Below are 20,611 nucleotides of genomic sequence, written 5' to 3'. Positions count from 1 at the left end.
GCAACATGCCACCCGCTCATGTGCCAGGCTGTGCGCGCCGGAATTCGAAGCAGGACGTCGAACGGGACGTCAGGCAGGACGTCGGGCAGCGCGCCGCACCAGGGCGCCGCCACGGGGCGCCGAATACGGGAAACGGAAGGGGAACGCGGGTGGCCGCAACGCAGCTCACACGCACACACCGAATACTCATCGGAGTCGTCGTCGCCGGGGCGGTGGTCATCGCCGGGATCGGCTTCGCCGGCTCCTACGCGGCCGTGCGCGAGCTGGCCATGAAGAAGGGGTTCGGGAGTTTCTCCTACTTCTTCCCGATCGGCATCGACGCCGGCATCTGTGTCCTGCTGGCCCTGGATCTGCTGCTGACGTGGATCCGCATGCCCTTCCCGCTGCTGCGCCAGACGGCCTGGCTGCTGACCGTAGCGACCGTCGCGTTCAACGCCGCGGCGTCCGACGATCCCCTCGGCATGGGCATGCACGCAGTCATCCCGGTGCTGTTCGTCGTCACCGTGGAGGCCGCCCGCCACGCGGTCGGCCGGATCGCCGACATCACCGCCGACAAGCACATGGAAGGCGTCCGCATCACCCGCTGGTTGCTGGCGCCGGTCCCGACGTTCCTGCTGTGGCGGCGCATGAAGCTGTGGGAACTGCGCTCCTACGACCAGGTCATCAAGCTGGAGCAGGAACGCCTCGTCTACCAGGCAAGGCTCCGCTCCCGCTTCGGCCGCGCATGGCGCCGCAAGGCTCCGGTCGAGTCCCTGATGCCGTTGCGCCTCGCACGGTTCGGCGTGCCGCTCGCACAGACCGCTCCGTCCGGCCTCGCGGCGGCGGGGATCGAACCGCAGCTGCTGCCCCCGCAGCAGGCGGCCGCACAACCGGAACTCCCGCAGCAGGCGGTCCCACAACCGGAACTCCCACAGCAAGCAGTCCCACAGCAAGCGGTCCCGCAGCAGGTAGTCCCGCAGCAGGTAGTCCCGCAACAGGCAATCCCGCAGCCGACGCCCCCGCAGCTGGAGCCCACGCCGGCGGCCCCGGCCCAGGAACCGGCCGCAGTTGCCGAGGCGGGACCGAGCCAGTGGTTCACCACCCCTGCGAAGGTTCAGTACCAGGGCAACTACGACCCCACCTACGAACCGCCCACGTACACGCCTCTGCAGGAGCACCAGACCTGGTACGAGGAGCAGCCCCAGCGGGTCCCGGTGCCTGCGCAGCGCACGGCACAGGCCGCACCGGCTCAGGAACCCGAGCCGGTCCACCCCGAGGCACCGGTTCAGGAACCCGAGCCGGAGTCCCAGCCCGCCCCCGCCGAGGCGGCGAAGCAGCAGTTCCAGGTGCCGAACGGTGCGGGCGGCACACGTCCACTGGGCGAGGGCGTGCAGGAGACCGCCGTATCGGACGAGGACCTGTACCAGGTGTTCCGGCACTCGATAGAAGGTGAGGGCATGCCGACGCCCGGCGCCTTCGCCACCAACGTCGAGGCGGCGTACGGGATGCGCCTCCAGTCCCGCGAACTGAACCATTACATGGACCAGTTCATCGCCCGCCTCAACAGTGAGCTGATGGAGGACCACATCGCGTAGGGCCCATGGCCCGGGCGGTGCGGCCGCCGTGGGACAGCTTCTCTCCGAACCGGTAGTGTCGCCGCCGCGCGGAACAGCCTGACGCACACGGGGAGAGCGGGGCACGGATGGACGTCCTGGAGCCGGGGGATCCGCCCCGGATAGGGGACTTCACGCTGATCGGCCGACTGGGCGTCGGCGGTATGGGCCAGGTCTTCCTGGGACGTTCCTCGGGCGGACGGGCCGTGGCCGTGAAGGTGGTCAAGGCGGCTCTGGCCGAAGACCCCGAGTTCCGGGCCAGGTTCCGCCGGGAGGTCGCCGCGCTGCACCGGGTGGGCGGTGCGTGGACGACGCCGGTGCTGGGCTCCGACACCGAGGCCGCGGCCCCCTGGGTGGCCACCGAGTACGTGCCCGGCCCTTCGCTGCACCAGGTCGTCGAGTCGGGTTACGGGCCGCTGCCCGAGGCCACCCTGCACGCGCTGGCCGGGCAGCTCGCCCGGACGCTGAGCGCCGTCCACGGCGCCGGTCTGGTGCACCGCGACCTCAAGCCGTCGAACATCCTGCTGACCGTCGACGGTCCGCGCGTCATCGACTTCGGCATCGTCCGGGCGCTCGACACCGTGGCGGGCACGCTGCGCACCTCCACCGGAGTCGTGCTCGGCTCACCCGGTTTCATGTCGCCGGAGCAGGTGCGCGGGCAGCGGGTGACGCCTGCGGCGGACATGTTCAGTCTCGGCTCCGTGCTGGTGTACGCGGCGACGGGGCGGCTGCCGTTCGGCTCCGCCGATCTGGGGGCCCACACGCTGATGTTCCGTATCGCCGCGGAGGAGCCGGACCTCACCGGAGTGCCGCACACACTGACCGGCCTGGTCAGCGCCTGCCTCGCCAAGGACCCGGAGCAGCGGCCCACCGCGGAGCAGGTGGCCGTCGGGACCCGTACCGACTCGGACGCCCCGTGGCTGCCCGCCGAGTTGCTGGCCGAACTCGGCCGACTCGCCGCCCGGATGCTCACTGCGGAGACACCCCCGCAGGGCGCACCGGCCCAGGTCACGCCGTCGCCCCCGGGCACACCCACACCCCACACCCCGCCCCACGACACACCCGCACCCGCACCCGCACCGGGCACCCCACCGCAGGGCGCGCCCGCACCCGCCCCGTCCAACCGGCCCCGGTCCAAGCCGCGGTGGCGGCCCGTCCTCGCCGGGGTGCTGGCGCTCGCCGCGGCGGCCACGGGTACGGCGCTGGCCCTGCGTGGCATCGGTATCGGTGAGAAGGGCCCCACGGCGGGCGGTGCGTCCTCGGCGACCACGCCGGCCTCCGGTTCGACGGCGTCCGGTGCCCAGGGTGTCCCGGAGGACTTCGTCGGCGCCTGGGAGGGCGTGCTCGACGGCAATGTCGAGATGCCGAAACGGGTGCTGCGGCTGGAGATCTCATCGGGCGAACCGGGCGAGAAGGTCGCCACGTACATCGACACCGACGGCGATCTGCAGTGCACCGGGCGCAGCGAACTGGTCTCCGCCGACGCCGACATGCTGGTCATCGACCAGGGCCAGGTGACGGCGGGGGTGCCGGAGGGGCGCTGCACGCCGCTCGCCCGGCAGACCCTCAGGGTGAAGTCGCGGGACGTCCTGGTGTTCACGTCCGGCAGCGTGACGGCCGATTTCTACCGGTCGACCGGCGGACGGGCGGCGGTGCCGGAGGAGTACGTCGGCGCCTGGGTACCGGTCAACGAGTTCTACCGAGAACAGGAGATGATCCGGATCACCCAGGGCCCGGTCGGTGGCCGTCTGGTGCGGCTGGCGGTCACGGCGGGCACGGAGAACGGCACGGATCAGTACTGCGACGGCACGTTCGTCGTCGGCGCGGTGTCCCCGGTGCTGGCCCTCAGTCCGGCGGTGTACACCGCGGAGTCGGGCCAGGAGTGCCGTCAGCCGGACGCGGTCTTCCTCACGGTCGCCGACGACCACTTGATGCTGTACAGCATGAATGCGAACGCGGAACCGGCGGAGTACATCCGGAAGTCCTGACCGACGTCCGCGCGGCGGCCGGGACCCTCCACGCATGCGCACCGCCCCCGGCCACAGCTGCCCGATCCGGCTTTCGTGGACGAAGCCGGAGCCGGCCCGGAGCGGCCGTAACGACGCAGGGCCGCCACCCGGTGATCCGGATGACGGCCCTGTGTGCGGGAACCCTCTACGCGCCGAGCAGCCTGCGCACCCGGTCCGCCCCGACGGCCAGCAGCAGCGTGGGCAGTCGCGGCCCCGTGTCCCGGCTGACCAGCAGTCGGTACAGCAGTGCGAAGAACGACCGCTGGGCGACCTTCAGCTCGGGCGTCGGCTTGGCGTCCGGCTCCAGTCCGGCCAGGATCTTCGGCACGCCGTAGACGAGCGTGGTGAGCCCGTCCAGCGACCAGTGCGAGTCCAGCCCCTCCAGGAGCAGCCGCAGCGACTCGCTGCCCTGCTCGTCCAGCGAGCCGAGCAGCTCCTTGTCCGGCTCCGCGCGGACGATGGTGCGGGCCTCGGCCGGGACCTGGCTGGTGATCCAGTTCTCGGCGCGGTCGAGACGGGGCCGGGCCTCGTCCAGCGAGGTCAGCGGGTTCTCCGGGTCCAGCTCGCTCAGGATGCGCAGCGTCTGCTCGTCGTGCCCGCCCGTGATGTCGACGACCGAGGCGAGCGTGCGGTAGGGCAGTGGACGCGGCGTACGCGGCAGCTCACCGGCGGCCGTGCCGATGGCCCGCGCGTACGCGGCGGCGTCGGCCGGCAGGACCGAGCCGTCGGCGACCTTGCGGGCCAGCGAGTCCCACTCGTCGTAGAGCCGCTGGATCTCCTGGTCGAAGGCGATCTTGAAGGACTGGTTGGGCTTGCGGCGCGCGTACAGCCAGCGCAGCAGCGGCGCCTCCATGATCTTCAGCGCGTCGGCCGGGGTCGGTACGCCGCCCTTGCTGGAGGACATCTTCGCCATGCCGGAGATGCCGACGAAGGCGTACATCGGGCCGATCGGCTGCACGCCGTCGAAGACCTCGCGGACGATCTGGCCGCCGACGACGAACGAGGAGCCCGGCGAGGAGTGGTCCACGCCGCTGGGCTCGAAGATCACGCCCTCGTACGCCCAGCGCATCGGCCAGTCGACCTTCCAGACCAGCTTGCCGCGGTTGAACTCGCTCAGCCGGACGGTCTCGGCGAAGCCGCAGGCGTTGCAGGTGTAGTTCAGCTCCGTGCTGTCGTCGTCGTACGACGTGACGGTCGTGAGGTCCTTCTCGCAGTTGCCGCAGTAGGGCTTGTACGGGAAGTAGCCCGCCGAGCCGCCGCTGCCGTCGTCCTCGGTGGCCGCGCCGGAGCCCGCCTCGGCCTCCAGCTCGGCCTCGTCGACCTTCTTCTGCTGCTGCGGCTTCTTGCCGCCCTTGGCGCCCGCCGGGTCCTTCTTCGTCCGGTACCGGTCGAGGACGGCGTCGATGTCGGCGCGGTGCCGCATCGCGTGCAGGATCTGCTCGCGGTAGACGCCGGCCGTGTACTGCTCGGTCTGGCTGATGCCGTCGTACACGACACCCAGCTCGTCCAGCGCGGCGGTCATGGCGGCCTTGAAGTGCTCGGCCCAGTTCGGGTACGTGGACCCTGCCGGGGCGGGCACCGAGGTCAGCGGCTTGCCGATGTGCTCGGCCCAGGACTCGTCGACGCCCGGGACACCGTTCGGAACCTTGCGGTAGCGGTCGTAGTCGTCCCAGGAGATCAGGTGCCGGACGGTGTAGCCCCGGCGGCGGATCTCGTCGGCGACCAGGTGCGGGGTCATGACCTCGCGGAGGTTGCCCAGGTGGATCGGGCCCGACGGGGAGAGACCGGACGCGACGACGACCGGTTTGCCAGGCGCACGACGCTCCGATTCGGCGATGACATCGTCCGCGAAGCGGGAGACCCAGTCGGCCTCGGTGCTGCTCTGACTCTGAGCCACGGTCTGCACGTCCTTCTCTCTTGTGGGGCTCGTCAGGGAAAACCCTGATGGGACAAAAACTTGATGGCCTCATGAACCTGATGGGACTCATGAGCCTGTGGGGACTCATGAACCGCATGGGACTCATGGACCCTCGACGCACGCGTGGGACCCCTGTGGGACGGGCGGGGCCCGCTGCGACGCGCAGGGGCAGTGCCCATTCTCCCAGGTCCCACCGGCAGCGCGAAAACGGCTTTACTCGCCGTGGAATACTGGGTGTGATCCCCTGCACCCCTACGGAAACGGCACCCAGCCCATGGCCTCGGTCACTTCCCTCGCTTCCACACTCCAGCAGCAGCTGGCGGACGCCCTGACGGCAGCACTGCCGGAGGCAGGCACCGCCGACCCGCTGCTGCGACGAAGCGACCGGGCCGACTTCCAGGCCAACGGCATCCTGGCCCTGGCCAAGAAGCTCAAGGGCAACCCGCGCGAGCTGGCGTCCCAGGTCACGGCCGCGATCCCGGCGGGTGACCTGATCAAGGAGATCGAGGTCTCCGGCCCCGGCTTCCTGAACATCACGCTGACCGACAAGGCCATCACCGAGACGCTGGCCGCGCGTGCCGCGGACGACGAGGGCCGGCTCGGCGTGCCGTACAACAGCGCCGCGGGCACCACGGTCATCGACTACGCCCAGCCGAACGTGGCCAAGGAGATGCACGTCGGTCACCTCCGTTCCGCGGTGATCGGTGACGCCATGGTGCAGATCCTGGAGTTCACCGGCGAGAGCGTGGTCCGGCGCCACCACATCGGCGACTGGGGCACTCAGTTCGGCATGCTCATCCAGTACCTGATCGAGCACCCGGGCGAGCTGGATCACCGGGGCGACGACGCGGCCGCCGGCGAAGCCGCCATGTCCTCGCTGAACCGCCTCTACAAGGCCTCGCGGGCGCTCTTCGACTCCGACGAGGAGTTCAAGGCCCGCTCCCGGGACCGGGTCGTGGCGCTCCAGGCCGGGGACGAGGAGACGCTGTCCCTGTGGCAGCGCTTCGTCGACGAGTCGAAGATCTACTTCTACTCGGTCTTCAACAAGCTCGACATGGAGATCCGCGACCCCGACATCGTCGGCGAGTCCGGCTACAACGACATGCTGGAGGAGACCTGCCGCATCCTGGAGGAGTCGGGCGTCGCCGTCCGCTCCGAGGGTGCGCTGTGCGTGTTCTTCGACGATGTGAAGGGCCCGGACGGCAACCCGGTTCCGCTGATCGTCAAGAAGTCGAACGGCGGTTACGGCTACGCGGCCACCGACCTGTCCGCGATCCGTGACCGGGTCCAGAACCTCAAGGCGAACACCCTGCTGTACGTGGTGGACGCGCGGCAGGCCCTGCACTTCAAGATGGTCTTCGAGACGGCCCGCCGGGCCGGCTGGCTGAACGAGGACGTCAAGGCCGTGCAGCTGGCCTTCGGCACGGTGCTCGGCAAGGACGGCAAGCCGTTCAAGACCCGTGAGGGCGAGACGGTCCGGCTGGAGGACCTGCTGGACGAGGCGATCGACCGGGCCTCCACCGTCGTGCGCGAGAAGGCGCAGGACCTCACCGACGAGGAGATCACCGAGCGCGGCACGCAGGTCGGTATCGGCGCGGTGAAGTACGCGGACCTGTCCACGTCGGCCGCCCGCGACTACAAGTTCGACCTGGACCAGATGGTGTCGCTGACCGGTGACACCAGCGTGTACATCCAGTACGCGCACGCCCGGTCCCGCTCCATCAAGCGCAAGGCGGGCGAGCTGAAGTCCCAGCCGCACCCGGAGCTGGAGCTGGCCCCGGCCGAGCGCGCGCTGGGCCTGCACCTGGACCAGTTCGCCGAGGTCGTGGCCGAGGTCGCTACCGCGTACGAACCGCACAAGCTGGCGTCGTACCTCTACCAGCTGTCGTCACTCTTCACGACGTTCTACGACCAGTGCCCGGTGCTGAAGGCCGAGGTGCCGGGCGATGTGGCCGAGAACCGCCTCTTCCTCTCGGACCTCACCGCCCGCACCCTGCACCAGGGCATGGAGCTGCTCGGCATCCGCACCCCCGAGCGCCTCTGACTTACGGCCTGACGACAAAGGAGGCCCGGACGCATGCGTCCGGGCCTCCTCCGCTTGCTGCCCGCGTCACACGAGGAAGTCGACGAAGAGAGCGCCCGCCAGGAGCTGGGCGCTGCCCCGGGGGCTGAGGTTCCGGGTGCGCAGATGCCGGTCGAAGTCCTCCAGCGCCCGCCACCCCGCGTCGGTGCCCGCACCGCCCGCGTCGAGGACAGCCCGGGCCCCGTTCTGCACCTCGCGCAGGCCGTGCGGGCCCGCGGTGTGCAGGAGTCCGGTGTCCTGAAGGGTGCTCATCACGGTGAGCAGTGCGTCGAGCCGCGCCTGCGGCTCGCGCAGCCCGGCGCCACGGGCCGTACCGAGGGCGGCCGTTGCCCTGCGGACGTGCGGAAACCCGGCCCGGGCCTCGCCCCGCGCACCCGCCGCGCCGTAGCGGGTGGCGACCGCCGATCCCGTCGTCGGGCGGCGCGGCGCGCGGCGGTCGGGGAACGCGGCGAGCTGCCGGGCCATGTCGGTGATGTCCTTCACGGCCGTGCTCCGGGCCAGGACGGCAGAGGCGACGAGCAGGCCGAGCGGCCAGATCACCCCATGGTGCAGGGGGGTGCCTCCGTTCGCCACGGTCATGGACCGCTCCGTGCACCGGCCGATCGCGCCGAGCTCCTCGCGCAGCGTACGGGTGGGCTCACCGGTGCGGCGGGCGGCGGCGGCCATCGCCGCAAGGCCGGGCGCCAGCGAACGGGCCGACCAGCGCAGGGCGCTGATGTCCGCGTCGCGGGCGTCCGGGAGGCCGGGCTCGGGGTTCAGCTCGACCTCGGCCAGCAGCGCGTCCACCGCCGTCCGCGCAACTCTCTCCTCCTCGCGACCCATGGGTTACGAGGACGCGGACGCGGTCGGCTCGGGGGCGCCGCTCGGCGGCTCGCCGGTGGGGGCACCGCTCGGCGGCGTGCCACCACCACCGCCACTCGGGGGCTCACCACCGCCGCCCTCGCCGCCGCCCGCGCCGTCGTTCTCGGCGTCCGGGTCGATACCGAGGACGATGGTCCCGGTGAAGCCCTTCTCGATCTTGTTCTTGTTGATCGGCTCCAGGGTCAGCAGACCACCTGAGGCGCCGCCGCCCTCGTACACCATGTCGTCGTCCAGGGCGGTGTACGAACCGGAGTGCTGGGAGTAGGGCTCCAGCGCGAAGACGGACTTGGCGGTCTCGTCGTCGAAAAAGAGCTGGCCGGTGTAGTTCACCTTGCCGCCCTCATAGGTGCCGTCCGCCTTCTCGCCACCGGTGTGCACCTTGACGTGGATGTGGCAGGTGCGCGGGGTGTACCAGCCGGGCATGATCGTCGTGAACTTCACGACCCCGTTCCCGCCGGCTATCTGGTAACCGCGCAGATACGTCTTGTCGTTCGCGGTGGAACCGTCCTCGCTCTCCGCGGGCGCGCTGCCGCCGGGGTTGGCCGTGGTGTAGCCGGAGTAGTAGCCCCAGGCGTCGCAGTGCCAGATCTCGACAGCGGCGCCCTTGACCGGGTTGCAGGAGTCGGTCGTGTCCTGAACGGTGATGTTCAGATGGAGCGGGACCCCGTCCTTGCCCTCGGTGATGTCCTTCCGTACGAGCGCACCATCCAGGTAGTACGGCCCTTCGGTGACGCTGGACATCAGCACGCACTGACCGCTGGAAGCGGACGTGGAACCGGCCGTGGCCGCCGCTTCCTCAGTGGCATCCGAACCGAAGGCGTTGACGCCGACCGCGGTGACCACTCCCGCTCCGGCCACCACTCCACCACCGATGGCCAGCGCCTTGCGCCTGGTTACCGTGTTGTCTGTGTGTTTCGCTGTCATGGTTGCCGACCGTAGGACGTCAACCTGGCAACCCCCTCGCCCGGAGCTGTGCGACGGCTGTGGCTCGATTCCGAGCAACGCCTGCACGCCCTGCAGCAGGCTGGAGACGTCCCCCACACCCCGATCCCTTCGGGACCAGAACTCCCTTGCAGCAGAACGGAATCGGATCCCACAGGGGATCCACCACGCAGGGTTCTCAGCTGTAGTAGGTGATCTTCTCGTCAAGGACCTCCATGGCCCGGCGCAGTGCCACCACCCGCTGCTCCAGAGCGGCTCGACGCTCGCGGAGGAAAGCGACCCGGTCCTGCGCAGAGTGCTCGGCACGCAGCATGGCGACGAACTCCCGCAGGTCCGCGATGCCGAGGCCGGCCTCACGGAAGCACGTGACCAGGCCGATCCAGAAGACATCGTCCTCCGTGTACTCCCTGCGCCCGCCGACGGAGCGCCGGATCGGGCCGATGAGCCCCTCCCGCTCGTAGTAGCGCAACGTGTCGATCGAGGCGCCGGTGCGCTCGGCGGCCGCTGCCGGAGTGAGGGTGGTGGCCATGGGGCTCCTTGGGTGACCGCGCTACCGCGCTTCGGCGAAGCGCGTCACGTGCTTGTCGTCGAGCCGCACACGGCGTGCGGCGAGTGCCTCCTCGATCTGCTCCACCCGGCTCGCACCGACGATGGGATCGATACCCCGCCGCATCAGCCATGCGAGGACGACCTGGTTCCTCGTGGCCGAGAGTTCGCCGGCCACGTCGTCCAGGGCCGCGAGCACCCGGGTCGTTCCGGGATGATCATAGGTTTCCGGGAGCGGCTTGTCCGCGCGCACATAGGAACCCCACATCAGCGAGCTGTACGACCACACGGCAAGCCCTTCCGACCGCGCGAGGTCCAGGTCCTCGGCGGTGAGCATGCGGTGGCCGGCCTCCGCAACAGGGGTGAGTGGGCGCGGCTGGACGAGTGAGTGGCGCAGTTGCAGCGACGTCCACGGTTCCACACCCTGCTCCCGCGCGAGCGACCGGGCACGCTCGACGCGCCAGGCGGCATGGTTCGCCGCCCCGACCCGCAGAGCCACTCCCTTCGCGACCAGCTCACCGAAGGCACCGACCGTCTCCTCCAGTGGCACGGCACGGTCCTCGGCGTGGGCCCAGAGCAGATCGACGTGATCGACTCCGAGACGTTCCAGGCTGCCCTCCACACCGGTGCGAACGGCGGGGGCGGAGAGTCCTTCGGCGCTCTGTGGCCAGGAGTGCGGGACGAGCGGGTTCTGCCGCACCTTCGTCGCGATCCGCACCACGTCGCGGGCGCCCGGGCGGGCCCGGAGCCACGCACCGATGAGGCGCTCGCTCGCGCCGCCGCCCCCACTGGGGTCTGACCAGAAGGAGTAGCAGTTCGCGGTGTCGAGCCAGACACCGCCGTCGGCGACGAAGGAGTCGAGGATCGCGAAAGCCTGGTCGGGGGCAATGCGCGTACCGAAGTCCATCGTCCCGAGGACGATCTGAGGGGTGTTGGTGTCCATGCCGTCCATGCTCGGATCTGGAGCGCGCTCCAGGTCAAGTGCAGTTGTGGCGCACGGTCCGGGACCCGGCCTCCGCGTGCCCGAAGCCGCGTGCCCGAAGCCGCGTGCCCGAAGCCGTCAGTACGTCACCGTGATCCGCCGCGCAGGGCCGTCCACACGGACCATTCCGCCGTAGGGGATGACCAGTTGGGGATCGGTGTGCCCGAAGTCGACATCGAACACCGCCATGGTGTGTGGGGCGTATGCCGCCAGCGCACGCAGCACCGCGTCCCGCTGCTCAGCGACATAGCGCCGCTTCTCCTCCTCGTTGTTCGGCTGCTGGAAGGACCATGCCTTGGCGCGGGCCATCAACAGGGCCGGGAAACGCGCCAGCAGGCCACGCTCTCCCATGTTGCGCAGGATCCGGAAGACGTCCTCCCCGGTCGGCATTTCCTCTGATGTCTCCAGGAACAGGACGCCACCCTCATAGACGGCGGGATCACGTTCGATCTCGCGGTCAGCCATCAACAACCACGACAGGATCTCCAGGTTGCCACCCCAGGCACGGCCGGTGACGACGTGGTCGGGCTGGTGCCAGATCCAACCGCCGGCGGGCTGCGAGTCCGGTTCCACCTCGAAAGTGGCCGGGTCGGCCCAGTCGCGGTCGGTGTCGCGGTAGCGCTTGGCGGGCCGGAGTTCGTAGGGCCCCGAGGTGAACAGGGCCGCACGCACCGACTCGGCGGTGGCGGGATGGAGCGCTGCCGGGCGGCCGATCTCGGGCATCACGGAGGCGCCGTGGTAGGCGACCATGCCCAGGTTGCGCAGGAAGAGCAGCACATTGGTGTTGTCGCTCGAGCCGAAGAACGGCTTGGGGTTGGCGCGGATCAGCTCGCGGTCCAGGAAAGGAAGCACGGTGATCTGGTCGTCGCCACCGATGGTGGCCATCACCGCCCTGATCGAGGGATCGGCAAACGCGGCGTGGATGTCATCGGCGCGTTCCTTCGGCGTGGAACCCATGGTGCGCGTGCTCGGATACTCCACCGGTTCGAGGCCGAAATCCTCACGCAGCCGCTTGAGCCCCAGCTCGTAGGGAAGAGGGAGGAGTCCAGCCAATCCGGACGAGGGGGAGATGATCGCTATGCGGTCACCTGGAACAGGCTTGGGAGGGTATGCGGGTGAGGTCATGACCGGCAGGCTAAGGGGCCGATCGACCTCCGTTCATCCCCATTTCATCCCGTACACGCCGCCCCGGCCCCGTGACCGCTACTGCCTGGTCACCCACTGGGCCGTATCGTGCCGGTAGATGTACTGCGGCCGCGTCTCGATGCTGCTCGTACGGAAGGGCTGCCCGCCGTCGTCGATGCGCAGCGTTCCCTTCCGGTCGCCGCTGCTCCACTCCAACTCCAGGTACCAGCTGACGTCATGCCCTTCGACATGGACGTCGAGGTCGAACACCTCGACGTCGGTGGACGTCACCCGGAACGGAAAGTCCTTCGCCGACACGGGCTTGCCCGCATACTCGCCCGCCACCGGGGTGACGGTCGGCCGGCTGTCGTCGAGGTCGATGTCGAAGGACTGCGGTGTGATGCCGCTCCCGCAGCCCTCCCCCATCGAGTACGCCCCCCACGGCAGCGGCTGCTTCCTGGAGAGCTGGCGCACGTGGAGTCCGTGCAGCACGACGGCCTGGTCGGACTTTCCCTGCACGGTGACTTCGAGCAGCATCTGGCCGCCGTCCACACCACCGAGCGCCTTGGCCCAACCACGGTTGTCCTGCGGCGGCGGAGGCGGAGGCACGTCATTCGGTTCCTGGTTCAGCACGTAGTACTGGCCGCAGGGCTCCTCCCAGTTGTACGAGCTGATGGTGGCGCTCAGCGGTACGCCCGTGCCTGACCACGTCCCCGTCGCGTGCCCGGCGGACGGATGGGCCGAGGCGGTTTCCGACCGGCGGGGCGCGACGGTCCCGGTGCCGGACGCGCTGGGACTGCTCGACGGATGATCCGGCGCGGCCGACGAGGCGGAGGCACGTGCCTCGGAGCCAGGCAGCCCGGTTGCCTTGTCCACGGCGGAGGCGTCGCTGAGCCCGTCGGTGTCCGAGCCCGAGAGATGACCGGCAACGAGCGCGGTGGGCACACTGAGCGCGACGACGGCAACGGTCGCGAGCACGATGCGCGCCCGCGCGGAGGACCACAACCGCCGGGGCCGAACTGCCGCACCGTTCACGGGCGCAGTCGCATCACCGACCGCCACGACCTCGGACTCCGCCCCGCCCGCATCCGCCGCCGCACCGGACTCCCGCACCGACTCGGCATCGGCCTCGGAATCAGCAGCAACAACGGGTTCAGAAACAGGAGCAGGAACGGGCCCCGCAGCAGGGCCGGTTACGGAACCGGACGCAGGACGCCGCCGCGCCGCATCCGCCACGATCCATCGCCGGTGCAGCTCCACCAACTCGTCCGCATCCGCCCCGCACAGCCGCGCCAGCCTTTCCACCGGGGCGTACTCGTTCGGCACGGCGTCACCGTTGCAGTACCGGTGCAGCGTCGACGTGCTGACGTGCAGTCTGCCGGCGAGAACCCCGTAGCTGCGTCCTGAACGATCCTTCAGTTCCTTCAGCAAAGCCGCGAAGTCCGCGGCCTCCGGCGTCGCCATGACGGCGTTCCCCCTCCTGATCCGTCCCAGAACGCCGTTCCAGGGACGTGGAATCTGCCCAGCTCAGAGTACGCACAAGCATTCCGGCATCCCCAATGGGCCAGTCGGCGTTGCGGCCGAAACCCGCAGTTCCGCACTCTGGGATCACACCGCAGCGACCACCCGGAAGACGCAGTGCGAACACACTTCCGCATCGAACTGATCGATGTCGTGGCCATCGGAGTGCTGATCATCTCCACCACGATCGTCATGGTTCTGATCTGCCACAACTGACCAAACGAACCACACACACGGGGAGTACCACCACCATGCGCAGCAACCGCATCATCCGCACCACCACGCTCGCCGCAACCGCCCTCCTGGCCGCCCTCTCGCTCACCGCATGCACCGGCGACGACGGGGTCGACAACGGCAAGTCGGGGGCCTCGGCTCCGGCGTCGAGCACCACTGACCAAAAGTCCCCGGACGCCGCCACGTCGGGTTCGGACCAGGACGACAAGGACGCCGGCAGCACCTCCGATGCTTCCGCCGGGTCCTCGACGGGCACCAGCAAGGGCTCCTCCTCCGGCACGAACGCACAGAAGAGCAACACCAGCAATACCGGCAGCACCGGCAACACCAGCAGCACCGGCACCTCCGGCAGCACCGCCACCTCCGGCAAGACCGGTACCTCCGGCAACAGCTCCCCCGTCACCTGCATCGGCTCCAACACCAAGCTCACCCTCAGCAAGGTGCAGCGCCCCATCAACCACATGCTGCTCACCATGACCAACACGGGCTCCCGCCCCTGCTACGCGTACTACGCGCCGAAGCTCAGGTTCGACGATGCGCAGTCCGTCTTCCCGATCCTCGACGACAGCCGGCCGCAGGCCGTGGTCACGCTGGAGCCGGGCCAGTCCGCGTACGCCTCCATCGGGCTCAGCTCCGCCGAGAGCGGGCCGGACGACGTGTACAAGGCCACCCGCCTCACGATCTACTTCTCCGGCAAGGACTTCTCCGGCGACTCCGGCACCGCCCCGGACGTGCTGAAGCTCCCGGCCGACACCTACTGGGACGACAAGGGCTTCGTCACCTACTGGCTGAGCGACATGGCCGACGCCCTCACCTACTGATCCCTCCCCACGCGCCACACCAGCCTCTCGCCGCTCCTCACGGGCAGTCGATCGCAGGACCGCTGATCGACACCCGAGGGGAGCGGCATGCTGCCGAAACCGACGCGGCCCGCCGCCCTGAGGTGCGGATCCGCCCTACGGGACACCGAGCAGACCGTCCCGCCCGAACGCGCACCACACCACCTTGCCCGGATCCCGCTCACCCACGCCCCACGCGTCCGCCAGCGCGTCCACGATCAGCAGACCCCGCCCGGACTCGCCGTCCGGCTCCCGCACGGCCGGCGCCCCGTCCCCGCTGTCGTGGACCTCGACCCGCATCCACCGCCCGTCGTCCCGCAACAGCAACCGCACCAGATACCCACGCCCCGGCGGCACCCCGTGCACCAGCGCGTTGGTGGCCAGCTCGCTCACACAGAGCAGCACATCGTCCAGCCGTCCACCGAACCCCCAGTCGACGACGGCAGCACGTACAAACTCCCGGGCATCAGATACCGATCGGCGCTCACGCCGACAGAACCGCTCACGCAGCAGCGAGAGTTGCATCGTCTCGTTCATGAGACGAGAGTCACCCTCCGTGACTACACTGCCACAGTATGCGCACCCGTACAGATTTCTTGTACGGGTAGCGGCCGCGTGACGTACGCATGCAGGTGGGAGTTCGATCCGTATGCACCCCAGGAAGCGACAGCGCAAAAACGCATCGGCAATGAGACTCGTGGGAAAACTGGTCGGCGTGTTCCGCGTCGCTTCGGGCCTGACCCAGGCCCAGCTCGCGGACCGGGTGGGCCACCAGGTGGAGACGATCGCCTCGATCGAGCAGGGCAGACGCGCGCTCCTGCCGGAACTGGCCTGCCGACTGGACCAGCTGCTGGAGACGAAAGGGGCACTGGAGACGGCAGTGGACAACATGCCGGAGATGGACCTGATCCCGGCTTGGGCGGAGCAGTACATGGACCTGGAACGGGAGGCACTCGCCCTCTGCTTCTTCGCCAACCAGGTCCTTCCTGGCCTGCTTCAGACTGAGAACTACGCCCGAGCCGTCTTCGACAGCCGAGTACCCACGTTCAGCAGGGATGAGACCGACTCACACGTCATCAAACGACTGGAACGTCAAGAGATCCTGCACCGTAAAGCACCCCCTACCACCAGCTTTGTCATCTCGGAGGCCGTACTGCGCGATCGCCTCGGAGGTGGGGAGGTATACCGAGAGACCCTGCACCATCTCCGCGTCTATGCCGATCTGCCGGGCGTCACACTCCAGGTCCTACCCCTCGGCCGTAGGAACCACGCGGCGCTCGATGGCCCGTTCATCCTGCTGGAAACTCCGGACCACCAGCACATCGCGTACACCGAAACGCAGCGAGGCAGCCAACTCATCTCCGATCCAGATGAGATCAGCATCCTGGCGCAGAGGTATGCGATGCTGCGAACGCAGGCCCTCAACATCGAGGAAACGAGGGACTTGCTGGACCAGCTGCTAGGAGAGCAATGAGCACCGCACTTGAGTGGTTCAAGTCCAGCTACAGCAGCGACGAGGGCGGGCAGTGTCTCGAAGTCGCTTACGAATGGCGCAAGTCGAGCTACAGCGGCAGTGATGGTGGCGAATGCATCGAAATCGCCTACGCCTGGCAGAAGTCGAGCCACAGCGGCGACGAAGGCGGCGCCTGCGTCGAGGTGGCCGCCCATACCGCCGCCGTCCACATCCGGGACTCCAAGAACCCCGACGGCCCCATGCTCACCGTCGCCCCCACCACCTGGGCGGCCTTCGCCGGTTTCGCCGCCGACCGGCGTCCCGCCTGAGCCCACGGAAGGGAGAGCACCGCCATGTCCTTCATCCACCACACCACGCTCACGCCCACCAAGCTGGAGCTCCTCACCACCTGGCTGCCCGCGCAGCCCTGGTACCGCGGCAAGGCGGGAGCGCGGCCCGAGCTGGAGAAGTCAGGCGGATTCCGGCTGGACGACCCGGAGGGCGAAGTCGGCATCGAGTTCATGGCGGCCACGGACACCTCCGGCGCCCAACCGGTGACCTACCACGTGCCGTTCACCTATCGCGACGCACCGGTCCCGGGCGCCGACGCCGCGCTCATCGGCACAGCCGAGCACGGGGTGCTCGGCAAGCGCTGGGTCTACGACGGGACACGTGACCCCGTCCTCGTCGCCCAGCTGTTCGCGCTGTTCCTCGGTGAGGCCGAGCCGCAGATGCAGAGCACCAGCGACACTCCCGACCCCTCGGTCATCGCCCGGTTCGACGGGCCCGCCACCACGACGGCGCTCGCCTCCACGACCGTGACCGACGACCCGAGCGGCACCCACCTCGTCGTGGAGTCGGCATCGGGCGGGCGCCGACTGGCCATCCGCATCCACCGTGCGCTCCAGCCCGGCCAGGACAGCACGGAGCAGCCACCCCTGGGACACGTCACCGCGGGCTGGCCCCTGCCCGACGGCACCACGGCCCGAGCCGTGTTCGCCACCATGCACCACGCACGCCCGTAGGCAGGTCCACGGGCCGCGTGCGGGCCGCTGTCAGTGGCCGCGTCTAGAGTCACGGTCATGGCATCGCTCCCGAACCCGCTTCCCTCCCTGGCGACTTCAGGCCTTCCCCTCCCGCCCGGGACACTGGTCGACGCCACGGTCGACGGCCCGTGGCACGAACCGCTGCTCTGGATGGCCGACGAACCCGCCTCCCCGGGCGCATGGGACGAACTGCGCGCGGCCGGGCGGGCGGTAGGGCTGCTTCCGGTACTGATCGACGGCGGCCGGCGCGACCAGTGGCCCGACACCTGGGACCTGGACCCGGACAGCACCTCGTACCCCGGTGACCACGACGCCGAGGAGGTGCTCGGCGAGTACTGGGACGACTGCGCACCCGACGAACTCGACGAGGCCGAGGACGAATGGCCGGGTCTGGCACCCGTTCCGGCCGTCGAGGCGCGGCAGTCCTCCGACAGTCTCGCGGCCGAGATCGCGGACGAGTGCGCCGGCCTTGACGGCTGGTTCCCCGGAGTGCGAGCAGCGCTCGTCCCGGCCCGCCGCAGTGCGGACATACCGGCGGCGATCGGCTGGTCGGGACCGCTCAACCACGAGAACGACGTGGCCCGCCTCTGCGCGGTGCTCCGCTCCTGGGAGGACCGCTTCGGCATACGGGTCGTGGTGCTGGGCTTCGACACCCTGACCGTCTCGGTCGGACGCCCGCCCACCACTCCCGCGGAAGCGCGGGCCGTCGCTGCCGAACACTTCGCGTTCTGCCCGGACAACATCGAGCAGAACCCGCCGTACGACCTGGACGAATACGCCGAGAAGAGGGTACTGAACCAGGAGACTTGGTCGTTCTGGTGGGACTGAGCCGGACGTCCCGCCACGGTGGCGCGGCGCTGCGGGCCGGTGGCGGTCCACCGACCTGGTTTGCGGCCCGGAATCGCGGGTGCCGACCAGATCACTCCGTTACGGGCAGGCACTCGGCGAGCAGGTCGACGATGTCGCGCCAGGCTCGCTGCGCATGCCGTGGGTGGTAGCCGACGCCGGGGCGCACGGCATGGTCGACCGACGGGTGGTGGAAGGCGTGCAAGGCGCCGCCGTAGACCACGAGGCGCCAGTCGACACCCGCGGCCTGCATCTCGGCGGTGAACGCGTCCCGCTGCGCTGGCGGCATGATCGGGTCTTCCGACCCGACCCCGGCCCACACCGGGCAGCGAATGCGCGCTGCCTCGCCCGGTCGGCCCGTCGTCAGTGCGTTGACTGTTCCGATCGCGCGCAGGTCGACGCCATCGCGCCCGAGTTCCAGCGCAATTGCGCCCCCGGTGCCGTAGCCAAGGGCGGCGATCCGGTCGGGGTCGGTCCGCGGTTCTGCGCGCAACACGTCGAGCGCCGCGTGGCCGATGCCCCGCATCCGGTCGGGGTCGGCGAGCAGCGGCATGCAGCGGGCCAGCATTTCCTCTGGGTCTTCCACATAGCGTCCGCCATGGAGGTCGAAGGCCAGCGCCACGTACCCCAGCTCGGCCAGAGCCTCGGCCCGGCGGCGCTCGACATCGCTGAGCCCCACCCCCTCGGGGCCGACCAGGACCGCGGGCCGACGGTCGACACCGGCCGGAAGCGCGAGGTGCCCGATCATCGTTAAGCCGTCGGCCGGATACTCGACCGTGCGCGTGGTAATTGCCGTCATGAGACTGGACGGTAGTGACCGTCGAGCATGGTCGGACCGGTGTTCACTGCTGGCCGAACAGCGCAGGTATGCCTCTGAACCTGGCGTCAGCCACACCAGCGTTCGTCCGATGCACGACACCTCCTGAACAGGAAGCTTTCCGTGAGGTCCGCCGGATTTGCCAACAACCCTGGTGTCAAGGGGCGTGGAGAATCGACCGGAGTTCGCCGACCCGGGCACGCACCTCACGCCTGGTAGCGGACTCGACGGTGGCTCCTGCAACGGTGCCCGGAGCGCCGACCACATCATCTGCACCGGCTGCACCGCCTGCCCCTGGGGCGGACAGCGAGCAGGGGCGGCAGAGGCCATCGGGAAGGGCCTCAGGGCGGCCGGGGGTGCCGCACCGGGTGCATTCCACCATCAGACGGCGACGGGTTCCGGCAGGCGCGTCCGGCAGTGCGGGCAGCGCGGGCGGGATCTTGTTCGCGAGCCGGTGGCGCAGGAAGCCGACGGGCGAATCGACCCGTGCGGGCAGTCCGGCGAGCAGGGCCTGCGTGAGGTAGTCCGTGGTCACGCCGCGCGCGAGCCACTCCGCGGCCCGCTCCTCCAGCGCCTCACAGTCAGCGGCGGAGAGCGCCAGCCGCGGATCGACGCGCCCGAGCCGGGCCAGCGCCAGGTACGCGGGCGAGGGGCGCTCAGGGCCCGGCTGCACGGGGACGGCGGGCGTGGTGGCGGCAGCATCCAGGCGTTCCCGAATCCGGGGTTCCGGAGCATCGGGAACCGGCACCTCAGGCTCCGACACCTCAGGCATCGGAACGCGAGCGGCCGAGACGGGAGCGGCCGGGACGGGAGGGATCGAGACGGGAGGGATCGAGACGGAAGAAGCCGAGACGCAAGAGTCCGGAAGCCGAGGCGCCGGAACCAGCCCCTGCGCATCACCGGCCCGCGCCGACGGGAAGTCGGCCGCAAGAGCTGCGGGGCCTCCCGGTTCGGGGACTCCGGTGAGCCCGCCCCACTCCCCCGGCTCAGCCCCGCCCACAGCCCGACGGTCCTCCGCGTCCAGAAAAGCGGCCCACCACGCGTTGTCGCGCGCCGTGCGCGACCAGAACGTGCGGAAGACCCAACGGACCTCCTCGCCCTCACCCACCACCCGACGCACCCGACGCAGGTGCCCCGCCACCGACAGCGCGGTCAGGGCACTGCCGACGGCCTGTTGCCCGTACAGCGGCAGCTGCTTGGCCAGGGATTTCACACTCATCTCCGCACCGTCGGGAAGGTGGTCGACGAAGCCCGCGACGTACCGCTCCCGTTCCGGCAACAGCGCGAAATCGTCGGTATGCGGCGGGAGTTGGCTGCGGACGGTTCGTTTGCCGTAGCCGGGCTTGGCCATCGGGTAGGCGGGGGAGGATGCGGACGCACAGAGGACAGGGCTAAGGTTTTGAGTAGCCACGAGATCGCTTTCTCTTGGGTTCGATCTTGAGGTGAGACCCCGGCCTGGTGCTTGAGACACCGCGTCGGGGTCGTTTCTTGTCGGCACCGTAAGCAGCCGCGACGACACCTCGCAAGCTGTCACGATTAGTCATATTTGCGGCCCGTGACGGGCCCGGGAGGAAGGAAGGTTTCTCCCAACCCACCTTCCTGACCCACCGGTTGAAGAAGGCGCTCGAATCCCGGAGCCCGAAGCCCGGCGCTCGAATCCCGACGCCCGAGTCTCGGGTCCCACCGCCCGTCAGCGGCCCCCGAATGTCCCTCGCAGGAGTGAATCAACGAGCCCGAAGCTCGAAGCCCGAGGCTCGAAGCTCGGCCGAAACAACAGGGTGCCGCACCACAACTCCT

At 69.6% G+C, this 20,611-nt stretch carries 18 protein-coding genes; 8 read left to right on the top strand and 10 right to left on the bottom strand.

Features of this window, described 5'->3' with window-relative positions; all coding sequences use genetic code 11:
* Positions 1-149 precede the first annotated feature (149 nt).
* Positions 150-1,574 (top strand): DUF2637 domain-containing protein, encoded by a 1,425-nt coding sequence (locus tag AB0L71_RS18360; RefSeq protein WP_365243757.1) that lies wholly within the window; start codon positions 150-152, stop codon positions 1,572-1,574.
* A 107-nt stretch (positions 1,575-1,681) separates the two neighbouring features.
* A complete protein-coding gene (locus AB0L71_RS18355; protein ID WP_365243756.1) occupies positions 1,682-3,580 on the top strand; it encodes a serine/threonine-protein kinase in 1,899 nt (632 codons plus the stop codon).
* 166 nt (positions 3,581-3,746) lie between these two features.
* Here AB0L71_RS18355 and lysS read toward each other — a convergent pair whose 3' ends face one another.
* On the bottom strand, positions 3,747-5,507 hold the full coding sequence (lysS, locus tag AB0L71_RS18350) for a lysine--tRNA ligase (protein WP_365243754.1): 1,761 nt from the start codon (positions 5,505-5,507) through the stop codon (positions 3,747-3,749).
* Positions 5,508-5,793: 286 nt separating this feature from the next.
* On the opposite strand from lysS, the gene argS reads away from it, so the two are divergent.
* Positions 5,794-7,563 carry an arginine--tRNA ligase gene (gene argS / locus AB0L71_RS18345; protein WP_365243753.1) on the top strand — a complete coding sequence of 590 codons (1,770 nt, stop codon included), beginning with the start codon at positions 5,794-5,796 and terminating at the stop codon, positions 7,561-7,563.
* A gap of 66 nt (positions 7,564-7,629) precedes the next feature.
* Here the strand turns inward: argS and AB0L71_RS18340 are convergent, their stop codons facing one another.
* From AB0L71_RS18340 to AB0L71_RS18315, 6 genes are all read right to left on the bottom strand, one after another.
* Positions 7,630-8,424, bottom strand: a complete 795-nt coding sequence (locus AB0L71_RS18340) for a triphosphoribosyl-dephospho-CoA synthase (RefSeq protein WP_365243751.1) — start codon at positions 8,422-8,424, stop codon at positions 7,630-7,632.
* A 3-nt stretch (positions 8,425-8,427) separates the two neighbouring features.
* A complete protein-coding gene (locus AB0L71_RS18335; RefSeq protein WP_365243749.1) occupies positions 8,428-9,387 on the bottom strand; it encodes an intradiol ring-cleavage dioxygenase in 960 nt (319 codons plus the stop codon).
* 196 nt (positions 9,388-9,583) lie between these two features.
* Positions 9,584-9,934, bottom strand: a complete 351-nt coding sequence (locus AB0L71_RS18330; RefSeq protein ID WP_365243747.1) for a MerR family transcriptional regulator — start codon at positions 9,932-9,934, stop codon at positions 9,584-9,586.
* Positions 9,935-9,955: 21 nt separating this feature from the next.
* Positions 9,956-10,903: an aldo/keto reductase gene (locus tag AB0L71_RS18325; RefSeq protein WP_365243745.1), complete on the bottom strand. Its 948-nt coding sequence runs from the start codon at positions 10,901-10,903 to the stop codon at positions 9,956-9,958.
* Between the two features lie 108 nt (positions 10,904-11,011).
* On the bottom strand, positions 11,012-12,058 hold the full coding sequence (locus AB0L71_RS18320) for a S66 peptidase family protein (RefSeq protein WP_365243743.1): 1,047 nt from the start codon (positions 12,056-12,058) through the stop codon (positions 11,012-11,014).
* 78 nt (positions 12,059-12,136) lie between these two features.
* Positions 12,137-13,522 (bottom strand): helix-turn-helix domain-containing protein, encoded by a 1,386-nt coding sequence (locus tag AB0L71_RS18315; protein WP_365243741.1) that lies wholly within the window; start codon positions 13,520-13,522, stop codon positions 12,137-12,139.
* 308 nt (positions 13,523-13,830) lie between these two features.
* Here AB0L71_RS18315 and AB0L71_RS18310 point away from each other — a divergent pair, with 308 nt between their 5' ends.
* Complete coding sequence (locus AB0L71_RS18310) at positions 13,831-14,634, top strand: DUF4232 domain-containing protein (protein ID WP_365243739.1); 804 nt, start codon at positions 13,831-13,833, stop codon at positions 14,632-14,634.
* 135 nt (positions 14,635-14,769) lie between these two features.
* Here the strand turns inward: AB0L71_RS18310 and AB0L71_RS18305 are convergent, their stop codons facing one another.
* Positions 14,770-15,189: an ATP-binding protein gene (locus tag AB0L71_RS18305; RefSeq protein WP_365243737.1), complete on the bottom strand. Its 420-nt coding sequence runs from the start codon at positions 15,187-15,189 to the stop codon at positions 14,770-14,772.
* Positions 15,190-15,340: 151 nt separating this feature from the next.
* Between AB0L71_RS18305 and AB0L71_RS18300 the strand changes: the two genes are divergently transcribed.
* The 4 genes from AB0L71_RS18300 to AB0L71_RS18285 are packed head-to-tail and all read left to right on the top strand — an operon-like array spanning position 15,341 to position 17,979.
* The gene (locus AB0L71_RS18300; protein ID WP_365243735.1) at positions 15,341-16,126 is read left to right on the top strand and encodes a helix-turn-helix transcriptional regulator; all 786 of its coding nucleotides are present in this window, start codon (positions 15,341-15,343) and stop codon (positions 16,124-16,126) included.
* Complete coding sequence (locus tag AB0L71_RS18295) at positions 16,123-16,434, top strand: DUF397 domain-containing protein (RefSeq protein WP_365243734.1); 312 nt, start codon at positions 16,123-16,125, stop codon at positions 16,432-16,434. Before AB0L71_RS18300 ends, AB0L71_RS18295 begins: the two co-directional genes overlap by 4 nt.
* A gap of 24 nt (positions 16,435-16,458) precedes the next feature.
* Positions 16,459-17,130, top strand: coding sequence for a 1,4-alpha-glucan branching protein (locus AB0L71_RS18290; protein ID WP_365243732.1), 672 nt, complete (start codon positions 16,459-16,461; stop codon positions 17,128-17,130).
* Positions 17,131-17,187: 57 nt separating this feature from the next.
* Positions 17,188-17,979 carry a DUF4253 domain-containing protein gene (locus AB0L71_RS18285; RefSeq protein ID WP_365243730.1) on the top strand — a complete coding sequence of 264 codons (792 nt, stop codon included), beginning with the start codon at positions 17,188-17,190 and terminating at the stop codon, positions 17,977-17,979.
* A 91-nt stretch (positions 17,980-18,070) separates the two neighbouring features.
* On the opposite strand, the gene AB0L71_RS18280 is transcribed toward AB0L71_RS18285, so the two are convergent.
* Both AB0L71_RS18280 and AB0L71_RS18275 read right to left on the bottom strand, forming a co-directional pair.
* Entirely contained in the window at positions 18,071-18,796 is a 726-nt protein-coding gene (locus AB0L71_RS18280; protein WP_365243729.1) for a dienelactone hydrolase family protein, read from the bottom strand.
* Positions 18,797-18,971: 175 nt separating this feature from the next.
* Positions 18,972-20,225, bottom strand: coding sequence for a MarR family transcriptional regulator (locus AB0L71_RS18275; protein ID WP_365243727.1), 1,254 nt, complete (start codon positions 20,223-20,225; stop codon positions 18,972-18,974).
* Positions 20,226-20,611 lie beyond the last annotated feature (386 nt).

Origin of the sequence: Streptomyces sp. NPDC052052, from assembly GCF_040680455.1 — a bacterium.
Lineage (GTDB): Bacteria > Actinomycetota > Actinomycetes > Streptomycetales > Streptomycetaceae > Streptomyces.
Note: the sequence above shows the minus strand (reverse complement) of the source record. Positions and strands in the feature narration are given on the sequence as shown.

Bases quoted from the DNA above. Each gene is read 5' to 3' on its own strand.
- AB0L71_RS18355 (WP_365243756.1), top strand. From the start codon at position 1,682: ATGGACGTCCTGGAGCCGGGGGATCCGCCCCGGATAGGGGACTTCACG.
- argS (WP_365243753.1), top strand. From the start codon at position 5,794: ATGGCCTCGGTCACTTCCCTCGCTTCCACACTCCAGCAGCAGCTGGCG.
- AB0L71_RS18340 (WP_365243751.1), bottom strand. From the start codon at position 8,424: ATGGGTCGCGAGGAGGAGAGAGTTGCGCGGACGGCGGTGGACGCGCTG.
- AB0L71_RS18335 (WP_365243749.1), bottom strand. From the start codon at position 9,387: ATGACAGCGAAACACACAGACAACACGGTAACCAGGCGCAAGGCGCTG.
- AB0L71_RS18330 (WP_365243747.1), bottom strand. From the start codon at position 9,934: ATGGCCACCACCCTCACTCCGGCAGCGGCCGCCGAGCGCACCGGCGCC.
- AB0L71_RS18325 (WP_365243745.1), bottom strand. From the start codon at position 10,903: ATGGACGGCATGGACACCAACACCCCTCAGATCGTCCTCGGGACGATG.
- AB0L71_RS18320 (WP_365243743.1), bottom strand. From the start codon at position 12,058: ATGACCTCACCCGCATACCCTCCCAAGCCTGTTCCAGGTGACCGCATA.
- AB0L71_RS18315 (WP_365243741.1), bottom strand. From the start codon at position 13,522: ATGGCGACGCCGGAGGCCGCGGACTTCGCGGCTTTGCTGAAGGAACTG.
- AB0L71_RS18310 (WP_365243739.1), top strand. From the start codon at position 13,831: ATGCGCAGCAACCGCATCATCCGCACCACCACGCTCGCCGCAACCGCC.
- AB0L71_RS18305 (WP_365243737.1), bottom strand. From the start codon at position 15,189: ATGAACGAGACGATGCAACTCTCGCTGCTGCGTGAGCGGTTCTGTCGG.
- AB0L71_RS18300 (WP_365243735.1), top strand. From the start codon at position 15,341: ATGAGACTCGTGGGAAAACTGGTCGGCGTGTTCCGCGTCGCTTCGGGC.
- AB0L71_RS18295 (WP_365243734.1), top strand. From the start codon at position 16,123: ATGAGCACCGCACTTGAGTGGTTCAAGTCCAGCTACAGCAGCGACGAG.
- AB0L71_RS18290 (WP_365243732.1), top strand. From the start codon at position 16,459: ATGTCCTTCATCCACCACACCACGCTCACGCCCACCAAGCTGGAGCTC.
- AB0L71_RS18285 (WP_365243730.1), top strand. From the start codon at position 17,188: ATGGCATCGCTCCCGAACCCGCTTCCCTCCCTGGCGACTTCAGGCCTT.
- AB0L71_RS18280 (WP_365243729.1), bottom strand. From the start codon at position 18,796: ATGACGGCAATTACCACGCGCACGGTCGAGTATCCGGCCGACGGCTTA.